Annotated in this window: 14 protein-coding genes; all 14 read right to left on the minus strand. The window is 45.8% G+C overall.

Annotation, left to right across the window (positions count from 1 at the left end):
• Positions 1-101 precede the first annotated feature (101 nt).
• Positions 102-1,379, minus strand: coding sequence for a c-type cytochrome biogenesis protein CcmI (gene ccmI / locus C8N29_RS08775; protein ID WP_107865685.1), 1,278 nt, complete (start codon positions 1,377-1,379; stop codon positions 102-104).
• A complete protein-coding gene (locus tag C8N29_RS08780; protein WP_107865686.1) occupies positions 1,372-1,839 on the minus strand; it encodes a cytochrome c-type biogenesis protein in 468 nt (155 codons plus the stop codon). Before C8N29_RS08780 ends, ccmI begins: the two co-directional genes overlap by 8 nt.
• Positions 1,830-2,384, minus strand: coding sequence for a DsbE family thiol:disulfide interchange protein (locus tag C8N29_RS08785; RefSeq protein ID WP_239987029.1), 555 nt, complete (start codon positions 2,382-2,384; stop codon positions 1,830-1,832). Before C8N29_RS08785 ends, C8N29_RS08780 begins: the two co-directional genes overlap by 10 nt.
• Positions 2,381-4,354, minus strand: a complete 1,974-nt coding sequence (locus tag C8N29_RS08790; protein ID WP_107865687.1) for a heme lyase CcmF/NrfE family subunit — start codon at positions 4,352-4,354, stop codon at positions 2,381-2,383. The genes C8N29_RS08785 and C8N29_RS08790 overlap by 4 nt, the downstream gene beginning before the upstream one ends.
• 411 nt (positions 4,355-4,765) lie before the next feature.
• Complete coding sequence (locus C8N29_RS08795) at positions 4,766-5,209, minus strand: hypothetical protein (RefSeq protein ID WP_146164441.1); 444 nt, start codon at positions 5,207-5,209, stop codon at positions 4,766-4,768.
• 1 nt (position 5,210) lies between these two features.
• Complete coding sequence (locus tag C8N29_RS08800) at positions 5,211-5,843, minus strand: TetR/AcrR family transcriptional regulator (protein ID WP_107865689.1); 633 nt, start codon at positions 5,841-5,843, stop codon at positions 5,211-5,213.
• Positions 5,840-6,616, minus strand: a complete 777-nt coding sequence (locus tag C8N29_RS08805) for a TatD family hydrolase (RefSeq protein ID WP_107865690.1) — start codon at positions 6,614-6,616, stop codon at positions 5,840-5,842. Before C8N29_RS08805 ends, C8N29_RS08800 begins: the two co-directional genes overlap by 4 nt.
• A gap of 94 nt (positions 6,617-6,710) precedes the next feature.
• Complete coding sequence (locus C8N29_RS08810; RefSeq protein WP_107865691.1) at positions 6,711-7,055, minus strand: PilZ domain-containing protein; 345 nt, start codon at positions 7,053-7,055, stop codon at positions 6,711-6,713.
• Between the two features lie 22 nt (positions 7,056-7,077).
• The gene (gene holB, locus C8N29_RS08815; RefSeq protein ID WP_107865692.1) at positions 7,078-8,073 is read right to left on the minus strand and encodes a DNA polymerase III subunit delta'; all 996 of its coding nucleotides are present in this window, start codon (positions 8,071-8,073) and stop codon (positions 7,078-7,080) included.
• Positions 8,070-8,699, minus strand: coding sequence for a dTMP kinase (tmk, locus tag C8N29_RS08820; RefSeq protein ID WP_107865693.1), 630 nt, complete (start codon positions 8,697-8,699; stop codon positions 8,070-8,072). The genes holB and tmk overlap by 4 nt, the downstream gene beginning before the upstream one ends.
• Position 8,700: 1 nt before the next feature.
• Positions 8,701-9,852 carry an endolytic transglycosylase MltG gene (gene mltG / locus C8N29_RS08825; RefSeq protein WP_170106940.1) on the minus strand — a complete coding sequence of 384 codons (1,152 nt, stop codon included), beginning with the start codon at positions 9,850-9,852 and terminating at the stop codon, positions 8,701-8,703.
• Positions 9,845-10,660, minus strand: coding sequence for an aminodeoxychorismate lyase (gene pabC, locus C8N29_RS08830; protein WP_107865695.1), 816 nt, complete (start codon positions 10,658-10,660; stop codon positions 9,845-9,847). Before pabC ends, mltG begins: the two co-directional genes overlap by 8 nt.
• A 3-nt stretch (positions 10,661-10,663) precedes the next feature.
• Positions 10,664-11,902, minus strand: coding sequence for a beta-ketoacyl-ACP synthase II (fabF, locus tag C8N29_RS08835; protein ID WP_107865696.1), 1,239 nt, complete (start codon positions 11,900-11,902; stop codon positions 10,664-10,666).
• Between the two features lie 336 nt (positions 11,903-12,238).
• Positions 12,239-12,475 (minus strand): acyl carrier protein, encoded by a 237-nt coding sequence (gene acpP, locus C8N29_RS08840; RefSeq protein ID WP_107865697.1) that lies wholly within the window; start codon positions 12,473-12,475, stop codon positions 12,239-12,241.
• Positions 12,476-12,514 lie beyond the last annotated feature (39 nt).

A 12,514-nucleotide genomic window follows, 5' to 3' on the forward strand; every position in this document is an offset into this window, starting at 1 on the left:
CGTAGCTTTTATACGCGATAAAAATGGTTACGGCAGGTATGCGTTCTGAGAGGAGCAATCCTCTCAAAACGATAACGCAGCCCAGATGCAAATTTTCTATACTAGGGTTTCACTTGATTAATGGTTAATTCAACATGTGCAAGTTTTGCTGTTTGGGTGACAGGCACGGCAATCGCTTCTAAGTCGCCACTCTGCCCTTGTGGAGTGCCCTGTTTACTAATACGCGCATTGACAACGACTGACGGGAATTTAGACAGCATGAGACTAGGCATCATCGCTTGCTGGTCATTCAAATAAACGGTAATCGGAAAGTTAGACACGGCTTGCTTCACCACCGCTAAGGGCATCGGCGGGCCATTTAAGGCGCGGGCAAAAACAAACAAGGTATCCGTTGGCTGCACTTTGGCTTGTAACTCTTTAGACAAACTAATCGTCACCTCTATGCCTGTTGTGGCTTTAGTTTTTGGCTCGCCCCCTTGTTGCGCAAGGGCAATGGCTTTGTCTATTTCTATCATCGCTTGGGAATCAGGGCTAGCACCTGTACGCGCCAAATGCACTGCACGCAACTTGGGCAAAAAGACTAATGCCCCCGCATAATCACCCGACCGTAATGCCCCCATCCCCATCAGCAACAAAGCACCTTCGTGTTCTGGACTATTAGCCAATACTTGCATCAATAATCCACGACTCAACGGCGATAATTGTCCACGTTGACTAAAGACTAAGGTCTGAGCGTAAGCTAGGGCAATATCATCACGTGCAGGGGCTAAACGGTGTGCATTTTCTAAAGCAATCAAGGCTTGGTCAGGTAATTCACCTTGTACATAGGCCATTGCCAACATAAACCAACCATCGACATGGGTCGGGTTTTGCTGTAAACGTTGCTGCATCACACGGGCAAAGTCAGCCAAATTTTGTTTAGCAAGCAGTTCTTGATTAGGCTCTTGACCTGCTAATAATTGGTCAACAATCGGGCCAACGTCTTGCTGCGCTTGCCACCAACGCCATAAATGCGGTTGATAGGCGACGCTGGTATAGGCAATACCGGCCAATAGTGGCACCATTAAAAAAATAGCAAGCACCGCACCACGCCCTAAACCTGAACCTTGCTCGGTACGTGTTTCTGTATCGGCCAAACTTAATAATTGCCGTTCTAATTCGGTTTTTAGTGCCTCAAAGGTATCTTGGTCTATTTTTTGACTTTGATAATCTTGGCTAAGCTCGGCTAGTCGTTCCTCAAACACTTGCACATTCAAGTCTAATAAGGAATAACGCTGTTCGCGTTGTGCGCGTAACATAGGCCAAATCAGTGCTAAACCCACTGCTAACGCTAACGCTACCGCAGAAACAATAAACGCCATAGAAAAAGTACTAGTCATGATGATTGCGCTTTAAGAGAAGAGCCAAACGTGCAGACTCCTCGGCACTGAGATGGCTGGCAGGAGCAACGGCTCGGCGTTTTTTCCAAATTAAAACAGCGATAACCGTGACTAATAATAAAAATGGCCCAAACCATAAAATAAATGTGGTACTGCGTACGGGTGGCTTGTAACTGATAAAGTCGCCGTAACGGTCAATCATATACTGGCGAATTTCTTGGTCAGATTTGCCATCTTGCATCAACTCATAGGTACGCTGCTTTAGGTCTTTTGCAATCGGCGCATCAGAGCCTGCTAAGTTCTGGTTTTGACATTTGGGACAACGTAACTCATCCATTAAGGCATGAAAACGCCTTTCTTCCGCAGGTGTTTGAAAGTCATAGACTTCAATCGCTGCATGCACATTGATACTCAACAACATCAGACAATAACAAAATATGCGATAACAGCTTATTGGCATGATGGTGCATCACCTCCCGCAACTAATTGCGTGTAACAAGGCTCTAATTGTGTTTGCCAGACTTTTTCGTCTAAAACGCCCACAAAGCGGTAGCGTATATGTGCATTTGCATCAATTAGATAAGTTTCAGGCGCACCATATACGCCCAAATCCAGACCTAAATTACCTTTTTGGTCGGCAATAATCAGGGCATACGGATTGCCGCGTTGCGCTAAGTAGTTTTCGGCATCTTGCTCTTGGTCTTTATAATTGAGACCTAACACAGGAATACCCATATCCGCCAATTTGTTAAGTGTAGGATGCTCTTCTTTACACGAAGGACACCATGACGCCCAAACATTCAGTAAGGCAGGTTTGCCTTTAATGTCACTGACGGTCAACAGACGCTCATCATCTAAGGAGGGTAAATTAAACTCGGGAAAGGGTTTACCAACGCGCGCAGACGGTAAATTGGTGGGGTCTTCGCCTAAACGCGTCATTAAAAAGGCTGAAACTGCCAAAAACAGCACCAATGGAATTGCCCAAATCAAACCACGCATTTTCATTTTGTTGTTACCCCGTGTACAAAAGCGTCACTCGTTTTTTTGGCCAAACGATAACGTCTGTCGGTCATGGCAATTGCACCACCCACCGCCATAAATATCGCACCTAGCCATAACCAGCGTACAAAAGGCTTATAATACACCCTAACCGCCCATTGGTTATTATCTAATGGTTCGCCCATCGCCACATAAATATCTCTAAAGAGGCTGGCATCAATCGCCGCTTCGGTCATACTGCGGTTTTGGACAACATATAAACGTTTTTCGGGACGTAATACTGCGACCAACTCACCTGCCTGTAGCACGTTAATTTCGGCTTGTGTGGCATTAAAATTTGGCCCTTGATAATCACGTACGCCTTGCCAATCAAAATGATAAGGCCCCACCTCGACACTATCACCTGCTCCCAAACGAATATCCCGCTCAATGCTATACGTCGCGGTGAGTGCGACCCCAACGACAGTGATAACCAACCCCAGATGCGCGACTTGCATACCGTAATAACTACGCGACAAACGTGCCAAACCCGCCCATAGGCCTTGTTTGGCAGTCGCTGCTTTTAGATAAATATCACGTACCATAGCCAAGCTAACCCATGCTGCCAAACTCAAGCTAATCCCCACTTTGAGAGTGTTATAACCAAAGATAAACAAGGGTAAGACAATGCCCAAAGCCATACTGATAACAGCGATTTTCCACAACGGCGCAAAGTCCGCTAAGCGATGACGTTTCCAATTACTTAAAGGGCCTAACGCAATAAAAAACATTAACACCAACGAGAGGGGTACAAAGAGCGCATTAAAATATGGCGCACCGACCGAGATTTTACCCAGCTTAAAGGCATCAGCAATTAAGGGAAACAACGTACCGAGCAAAACAACAGTCGTGGCGGTAATTAGCAGTAAGTTATTGATAAGTAAAAAACTTTCTCTAGAAACGGCTTGATAACGGCTTTCACTGTTAAGATGGCTGGCACGTAAAGCAAAAGTCAATAACGACGCGCCAATCACTACCGTTAAAATCGCCAACACAAACATCCCGCGCGCGGGGTCAGAAGCAAACGCATGTACCGAGGTCAACACACCCGAACGGACCAAAAACGTGCCTAATAGACTTAATGCAAAGGCAATAATCGCCAACATGACTGTCCACGCCTTAAACACACCGCGTTTTTCACTGACAGCTAAAGAATGTATGAGGGCTGTGCCTGCCAACCACGGCATAAATGAAGCGTTTTCGACAGGGTCCCAAAACCACCAGCCGCCCCAGCCCAACTCATAATAGGCCCACCATGACCCCAATGCGATACCCAAGGTTAAGAAACACCATGCAGCGACTGTCCACGGCCTCGACCAACGCGCCCAAGCGGAATCTAAACGTCCCCCCAACAGGCCAGCCATCGCAAACGCAAACGGCACGGTAAAACCGACATACCCCATATACAGCATGGGGGGGTGAATAATGAGACCAGGGTCTTGTAATAAGGGGTTTAAGTCAGCACCGTCGATGGGAAAATCAGGCAAAATACGATTAAACGGATTAGAGGTCACTAAAATAAAGGCTATCAGTGCCACACTCACCATCCCCATAATCGACAAAACACGGGCGACCATTTCACGTGGCAAACTGCGACTAAATAGAGCAACGGCACTGCCCCATAAGGCTAAGACCAACACCCATAATAATAAAGAACCTTCATGGCCGCCCCACACCGCCGACACTTTATAATAATCGGGCAATAAGGTATTGGACTGACGCGCGACATAATCAATACTAAAGTCGTTGACTAAAAAGGCATAGGTTAAGCCAGCAAACGATAAGAGTAAGCAAGCAGCTTGCAAAAAGGCTGCCGAGCGCGCTAAACCTTGTAACGAAAGATTTGCTTTATAAACGCCGTATAACGGCAATGAAGCCTGCAAAAACGCTATTACCAGTGCCAGCACTAAGGCAAAATGACCTAGCTCTGCAATCATGCTTGACTCCTATGAAGAAAGATAGAACAGCCTCTTTTTTCCTTACGCCTAGCGTACCGTGCATCGCGACAAATCTTGTTAATCGTTGGCATGCACACTCAGTCGTGGAAAACGCGGAATGCCTCACAGGGTAAATCCGTCGTTTAGTCAACGCAAAATGACAAGCGCGGTATATCCAACACGTTGTCTTATTGCGGTAGATAAACACATCTTGGCAAACAGACGACCCTGTCGTCGCTGTGGGCTGTAAGTTGAGAGAGTGTGACAAGCTATTTATTGCGATAAAACAGCACACGTCCTCTACAATCAGCGCGCATGATACGCGCTGATTATCACTTGTCTAGGGGATTTTTTTAGTTATTTGGTTTTATCTTGACTGAAAACGTATAGGAACGTTAGGAGCTATTGGCCCTACTTTTCATTGGCAATTTTATCAATATCGACATATTTGACGATATCCATAAAACCATCCGCAACGCCTTTATCGGACATCAATTCTTGCATCGCTAATTTGCCCAAATATTCAAAGCCTGCCCCAACTGCCGCTTGGTCACGGTCATTGATTGCTGCTTTTATAGGTTGACGACAATCTTGGGTAAATAAACGGTTATATAATTCGCCTGCTGTACGTTCAATTTGACGTGCTTCCGTCGTACTAATATTGGCAATCGAACCCACTGCGGGGTGTTTTGCCATCACCGCAAAAATAAAGCGAGATAAGTCTTTACGGTCTTTGCCCGAGGTTGCGTCAGCCAAACACACCGAAATAATCTCTGCATGATTGGGTGCTGCCTGTACAACACCTGCACCCATACTTAACATCAGGCCGCTCATTACCATCAATTTATTCATCATTTTATTCCTTTAGTGTAGAAACAGGTGTGTCATAGTGCTGATTTCCCAGCGCCAACAACGACTGTAATAAGGCCGCTAATAAACCTTGACGGTCGCCCAAATAACGTTGATAAAAACTGGAGTGTAAAATTGCCGCTGTTCCCTGTACCAATGCCCACCCCGCCGTCAAATAATCTCGTGCTGTCATCGGACTATTTTGTTGCTGTAAATGTTGGGTGACAAAGGGCAGCATCTGTCGCAAATAGCTTTTACGAATAAAATATAAACGGGCAAAATAAGGACGCAAGGTACGGCGTGTCGCAGCCAATTTATTTTCTAAGCGTTCAAATAATAAATGTTTTTCGGGCGTGGCCAAACGAAAAGAAAAATACGCCTGAATAATTTGTGCTAAATCATTACTTTTAGCCGCTTCAAACAAGGTGGTTGCCAGTTCAGTTTCGTAGGCAATCAGCAGTTGCAAAATTAACTCATCTTTACTTTGAAAATGCTTATAAATCGTGCCTTTCGCTATACCAACGCGCTCAGCAATCATTTCAATGGTGATGGTTTCATCACCTAATTCCAATAATAGGTATTCGGCAGCATTCAGAATGGCCTGCTCTCTCGCTCGAAAAGCAATTGCTCGTTGAGTCATACACAAACGCCAAATAATTGAGCAAAATTTTGACGCGTTATTTGCGCCACCTCGTCTACCGTCAGTCCTTTCACGTCTGCAACTGCTTGAGCAACGGCAGGTAGATAACGGGGTTCATTTTTTTTGCCACGATACGGGACAGGGGCTAAATACGGCGAGTCCGTTTCTATCAACAAACGCGACATCGGTATGTGCTTGGCAACGTCACGTAAGGCTTTAGCGTTAGCAAAACTGACAATACCTGACAAAGAAATATAAAAACCCAATGCCATGGCAGCCTCAGCCGTGGCCAAGTCTTCAGTAAAACAGTGAAGTACGCCTTGTGTGGCATGTTCTTCACGTAAAATGCGAATTGTATCGGCACGGGCATCACGGGTATGCACAATTAAAGGTTTTTGCGTCAGTTTACTGGCATGCACATGCGTGATAAAGCTCTGTTGTTGGCTACTGGCTTGTTCGGGATGATAATAATAATCTAAGCCTGTTTCCCCAATTGCCACGGCCTTAGGATGCTGTGCTAAACGACATAAGGTATCGACACTGATTTCTTGGCTGGTCTGCGCCACATCTGACGGATGCACTCCCACCGAAAAACTAATATCGGTATTGGCTTCTGCCAGTGTCGACAAGGTCTGATAGTCGGTCAAGTCGACACTGACGGTTAAAAAGTGACTCACCCCTTGCGCACGTGCTGCCGCTAAGGCAAGGTCAAGATTGCCTTGATAGGCATCTAGGTCGAGGCGGTCTAAATGACAATGAGAGTCTACAAACATAAGGTATGTATTTCTAATAAACAAAAACTATATATTTTATCCATACGCTCAGCACCTATATATCGCTGGAGTCGTTTGCACATCAGATACGCGTTTACAAGGTATATGTTGGTTTATCTGACTGTAAGGAGCCACCTAATTGTGCTTCAATTTTACGACGCGCAATGTCACCTTGTTCACCCACTAACTGCAAACCAAAGCCAGCAGGTCGTTGCCCTTGACTACGATGGTTCACCCAGACCACTTTACCCGTTAACGGAATACGCTCTGCGTCATCGGGCAAGGTTAATACAACAAACACTTCTTCGCCCAATTTGTATTGGCGTGGTGTAGGGACAAAAATAGCGCCGCCTTTAATAAAAGGCATATAACTCGCGTATAAGGTTGTTTTATCTTTAATTGGCAGGTTGATAATACCTGCGCCACGCGGTAATCCCATGACTCCCCCTCTTTATAGCTGTCTAACTGGCTAATTGTTGCCAAAAATTATCAATCAATAATGCTGGCTGAATATTGGCAGATAATAAGCGCATCGCTTCTGAACAATATTGATGCCATTGATTGAGAGCGACCGATGTACTGTTAGCGGCAATTTCTGTCATTATAGGCAATAAGTCTCTGTTTTTGATAGCACTGGCTTGCCCTAAACTCAACAATAACACATCTGACAGTAATAATTGCATCGCCCAAAACATATCTTCAGGTTTGGCTTGTTTTTGCCAATGTTGTGCTATTTGTAAACTGCTCTGTTTTTTCTGACGTACCGCTAATAGATGCTGTGCTAGTGGTTGACGTATGGTAAAACCCGCTTGTTGTGTCAGTGCTAACGCGGCTAAGGGGGCATTTTCGGTAAGTGCCAGTAATAACGGTGCTTGTTCGGGCTGTGTCAGTTGTGGCATTAACCATGCTAACGCCTGTTGCGTATTTGGCGCGGTTAATGTCAGATGCTGACAACGGCTACGTAGTGTGGGCAAAATGGCTTGTGCTTGTTCGGTGATTAAAAAAATAGCCGTCTTTTCACCTGGTTCTTCTAGTGTTTTGAGTAAGCTATTGGCGGCATTGCTGTTTAAGGTGTCTGCTGCTGCAATAACCGCTACCCGATAACCATTTAACTGGGGTGATTTATTGAGAAACTCAATTAATTCACGCACCTGCTCCACTTTAATAACTTTGCTGACTTTGCCTGTTTTTTCGTCGGTTTGGGCTTGCACGAGTCGGTAGTCAGGATGACTCTCAGCTTGCCATAATTGGCAACTTTTACAACGGCCACACGCGCCATGAGCTGGGTCGGGTTGTTGACATAACAGCCATGCGCTGAGCGCGTTTACAAAATGTTGTTTGCCAACCCCCGCAACACCACTCATTAAAAATGCATGCGCCAGTCCTTGCCCAGACCGCCGTTTGAGCAATGACTGCCATGGCGCTTGTTGCCAAGGATAGACGATAGGCATGGTCATAATGTATGTACCGCCACCCAATGTGCTAAGGCCTGTTGAATTTGTGCTTGTACGTCTTCTATTGAAGCAGTGGCATCTATACGCCGAAAACGCTGTGGTTCGGCTTGTGCACGCTGGCGATATATGGCACGCACCTTGTCAAAAAAGGAGGCTTTTTCTTGCTCAAAACGGTCAAGCTGTTGCCGTTTTGCCGCACGTGCTAAACCCACTTCGACGGGCGCATCTAACCATAAGGTGAGTTGTGGACGTAAGTCAGCTTGCACTAATTGTTCTAGAAGCGCAATTTTCTGGTTATCTACGCCACGTCCTCCCCCCTGATAGGCATAGGTCGCGTCCGTGAAACGGTCACATAATACCCACTTTTTGGCAGCGAGCGCAGGCTTAATCACTTGCTCAATGTGTTGAGCGCGTGCTGCAAACAGTAAGAGTAACTCTGCATTGACCGCTACAGGCTCTTGGCTTTTATTGAGCAATAAATGCCGTATTTGCTCTGCTAAGGGCGTCCCACCAGGTTCGCGGGTACTGATAAAAGGGACATGATGCCCCTGTAAATACTGTTGCATAAAACCTAATGCGGTACTTTTTCCGACGCCTTCTGTGCCTTCGAGTGTGATAAATACGGGCATACTATGGTCCTTTTCGTGCTTGCAAATAGGCTTGAACCGCACGATTGTGTTCGTTTAGTGTGGTGCTAAAGGTATGCCGCCCTGTGCCGTCGCCTTTAGCCACAAAATAAACCTCCGTACCTGCCGCAGGATTTAATGCCGCCTCAATCGCTGCTTTACTCGGCAGTGCAATCGGTGTAGGCGGTAATCCATTAATACGATAGGTGTTGTAAGGGGTATAGGTCAATAAATCGGTTTTTCTAATATTACCGTTGTAGCTGTCACCCATGCCATAAATGACGGTTGGGTCTGTTTGCAGGCGCATTCCCTGTTGTAAACGCCGAACAAAAACACCCGCAATTTGTGGTCGCTCTGCCGCGTTTGCTGTCTCTTTTTCGACAATAGACGCCATAATTAACGCATCATAAGGCGACTGATACGGTAAATTGGCCGCACGATTTGCCCATGCCTGTTTGAGAATTTTTTGCTGTTGCTGGTATAAACGGCTTAATATTTTAATGTCTGTTTCGTCGGGTGGAAAAATATAGGTATCGGGCGCAAATAGGCCTTCAGGATGCCGCTCTTCAATGCCTAATAGGGCCAAGACCTCACTGTCTGTTTTATGGCTTAAGGTTTGCTTTACTTGCGGATGACGGGCTAATTGCTGACGAAGTTGCTTAAAGCTAATCCCCTCGACAACGGTAATTTTCGTCATAACCAAGCCTTCACCGTTTGACAATTGTGCTAATAATTGCATCGTATTCAGTGGTGGTTTAAACAAATAAGTGCCTGTTTGTAGTGGTTTAGTTGTGTGGAAGCGTAAATACAATTTAGCCCATACGGTACTGGGTAATACGCCGTCGCTATTTAATTGCTCAATGACATCGGCATAATGCTGGCCTTTATCTATCTGTAATTTATAGCCTGCTGTTGGTACATCTATCGTTTTTAATAGCCCCCAATAACCCCATGCTAACAAAGCACATAAGCATACCAGCACCATAATGACGCTAGACCTTAAGAGATGGAATTGTTTTTGGGGCGGATTATTTTTGGGTATGCGTGTAGTAGCACGTTTAGCCCGAGGTTTACGCGGTTTAGTAGACGTCTCTGTCCCCGTTTTAGGCGTGCGTGCAGCGCGGGGCTTGCGTGGAGGTTTAGGCGTATCAGACATAATATAACTGTTGTTGTAAATGCTGGGTAATCGGATTATCCGCTTTGCTATGTTGCCCAATCTGCCGTATCGGCCAAATACCGTAAACACTATTACAAAAAAACGCCTCATCGGCATTGACGATATCGTCTATCCCTAACGTAGCTTCAGTAACAGCATACCCTAATTGGGGAGCAAGTTGACAGAGATGCTCACGCATAATTCCTGCCACCCCTGCTAACTCTAAACGTGGTGTCCATAATTGACCATCACGCACGATAAACATATTACTAAATACCCCTTCAGTGACATGGCCAAAATAGTCCAGCACAATGCCTTCGGGATAGGCAGTCAATGCCAACTCTTGGCGTAACAAAACTTGCTCTAAACGATTCACATGTTTTAAGCCCGCCAAGGTCGGATTGATGCCTAAACGACCTTGGAGTACATCTGTTTTAATACCTGTTTGGTTAGCCACAGGGTGTAAGTTGAGGGGATAGGCATAAAAATAACAATGCGTTTTTTGTTGGGGGTCTGGCAAGTAACCACGCCCGCCCTCGCCCCGTGTCACGATAATTTTAGCCATTGCTTGAGGAAATTGCGCAACAAACTGCAAAAAATCCTGTTGCCACTGGGCAAAATCATCCGTATTGAGCTGTAAACGCTGGCAACCTATCCACAGTCGTTGCCAATGCAAGTCGAGCAAAGGTACTTGCGCTTGCTCAACACGCAAGGTACTAAATAAGCCATCGCCATAGGCAAAGCCGCGTTCTAATGGTGATAGGCACTGAATGGGTTGCCCGTTTAACCAACACGCTAATAGCGTCACAGCTTATACACGCTTAAAGATAAGACTGCCGTTGGTACCACCAAAACCAAAGGAATTGGATAAGGCAACATCTATCTTCATGCGACGTGCCTGATTGGGTACGTAGTCAAGACAACATTGTGGGTCTGGATTGTCTAAATTGATGGTTGGCGGTGCGATATTATCACGAATTGCTAACACGCTAAAAATTGCCTCAACTGCCCCTGCCGCACCGAGTAAGTGGCCAATCATCGATTTGGTTGAACTGACCGCTAAACGCGTCGCATGCTCGCCAAATACCTGTTCTATGGCCTGTGACTCTGCGACATCGCCCGCAGGTGTACTGGTTCCGTGCGCATTGATGTAATCCACAGCCGATGGGTGGAGCTGTGCATCCTTTAAGGCATTACGCATGGCCGCCGCTGCACCCTCTCCATTTTCAGAAGGTGCAGTAATATGAAAGGCATCGTCGCTCATGCCAAAACCGACTAACTCTGCATAAATAGGCGCGCCACGGCTGACAGCATGTTCATATTCTTCTAAGACTAATACGCCTGCACCATCACCCAATACAAAACCATCACGGTCTACATCAAAAGGACGACTCGCAGCTTGAGGGTTGTCATTACGCGTAGATAAGGCACGAGCGGCCGCAAAACCTGCCATCCCTAAGGGAGATGACCCTTTCTCCGCCCCTCCCGCCAAAAAGACATCGGCATCCCCATAGGCAATTAAACGTGCCGCCAAACCAATACAGTGTGTGGCGGTGGTACATGCAGTGGTCACGGCCAAATTAGGCCCTTTTAAGCCAAAACGAATAGCGAGTAAGCCCGCCGCCATATTGATAATCGAGCCTGGCACAAAAAATGGTGAAATTTTATTGGGTCCGTCTTGATTCAGAATGTCGTGGTTACGTTCAATAGACGTGAGTCCACCAATACCAGAGCCTAAAGCAACACCAATACGGCTGGCATTTTCGGGCGTGACGGTGAGTTTGGCATCTGCTAAGGCTTGAACACCCGCAGCAACCCCATAGTGCATAAACTCATCATAGCGGCGTAATTCTTTGGCAGGCATATAGTTTTCTGCCGTAAAATCACGGACTAAGCCTGCAAAACGCGTTTTATAGGAAGATGTATCAAAATCATCAATGAGACTAATACCACTTTTGGCAGCTAAAATACCTGCCCATGTTGTAGCAACATCAGCCCCTAATGACGTCACCATACCTAAACCCGTGACGACAACGCGACGACGACTCATATCATACGCTCCACACTGCACAGGACACAGGACGTCTCACTGAGCGCACTGTATCCACTGTTATTGATTATTCCGAAGACTTAGCGATAGCTGTCGGTGATTCAATGGATGAAATATCACTGTCGCAATATAAACACTATTGTCACGATGACAATCTGCAATATTTTAATTGCGGTTTATTTGCTCAGATTTCCAGCATTTTTAGGCATTTTGCCTTTGGATTATGACGATATAAAGACGAATACGGATAACGACATATTCGTAAAGCGCCTGCGAGTGTTCAAAAAAAAAGCCGCACACTCACAATGAGTATACGGCTTTTTGTAGTCACACCAATTACTTAGCGTTAGCAGTTACATAGTCAATCGCTGCTTGTACGGTGCTGATTTTTTCGGCTTCTTCATCGGGGATTTCGGTCTCGAATTCTTCTTCTAAGGCCATGACCAATTCTACAGTGTCCAAAGAGTCGGCTCCGAGGTCGTCAACAAAGGAAGATTCATTTTTGACATCTTCTAATTTAACGCCTAATTGTTCTGCAACAATCTTCTTAACGCGTTCTTCAATGTTACTCACTTTCTTTATTCTCCTAGGGATGGATTCTATAGTGAATCA

It is taken from the genome of Agitococcus lubricus, assembly GCF_003051055.1.
GTDB lineage: Bacteria > Pseudomonadota > Gammaproteobacteria > Pseudomonadales > Moraxellaceae > Agitococcus > Agitococcus lubricus.

Coding starts and splice junctions, on each gene's coding strand:
- C8N29_RS08785 (WP_239987029.1), bottom strand. CDS start 2,384: ATGAAAATGCGTGGTTTGATTTGGGCAATTCCATTGGTGCTGTTTTTG.
- ccmI (WP_107865685.1), bottom strand. CDS start 1,379: ATGACTAGTACTTTTTCTATGGCGTTTATTGTTTCTGCGGTAGCGTTA.
- C8N29_RS08810 (WP_107865691.1), bottom strand. CDS start 7,055: ATGGGATTACCGCGTGGCGCAGGTATTATCAACCTGCCAATTAAAGAT.
- C8N29_RS08795 (WP_146164441.1), bottom strand. CDS start 5,209: ATGATGAATAAATTGATGGTAATGAGCGGCCTGATGTTAAGTATGGGT.
- C8N29_RS08780 (WP_107865686.1), bottom strand. CDS start 1,839: ATGCCAATAAGCTGTTATCGCATATTTTGTTATTGTCTGATGTTGTTG.
- C8N29_RS08800 (WP_107865689.1), bottom strand. CDS start 5,843: ATGACTCAACGAGCAATTGCTTTTCGAGCGAGAGAGCAGGCCATTCTG.
- tmk (WP_107865693.1), bottom strand. CDS start 8,699: ATGCCCGTATTTATCACACTCGAAGGCACAGAAGGCGTCGGAAAAAGT.
- holB (WP_107865692.1), bottom strand. CDS start 8,073: ATGACCATGCCTATCGTCTATCCTTGGCAACAAGCGCCATGGCAGTCA.
- C8N29_RS08790 (WP_107865687.1), bottom strand. CDS start 4,354: ATGATTGCAGAGCTAGGTCATTTTGCCTTAGTGCTGGCACTGGTAATA.
- C8N29_RS08805 (WP_107865690.1), bottom strand. CDS start 6,616: ATGTTTGTAGACTCTCATTGTCATTTAGACCGCCTCGACCTAGATGCC.
- mltG (WP_170106940.1), bottom strand. CDS start 9,852: ATGTCTGATACGCCTAAACCTCCACGCAAGCCCCGCGCTGCACGCACG.
- fabF (WP_107865696.1), bottom strand. CDS start 11,902: ATGAGTCGTCGTCGCGTTGTCGTCACGGGTTTAGGTATGGTGACGTCA.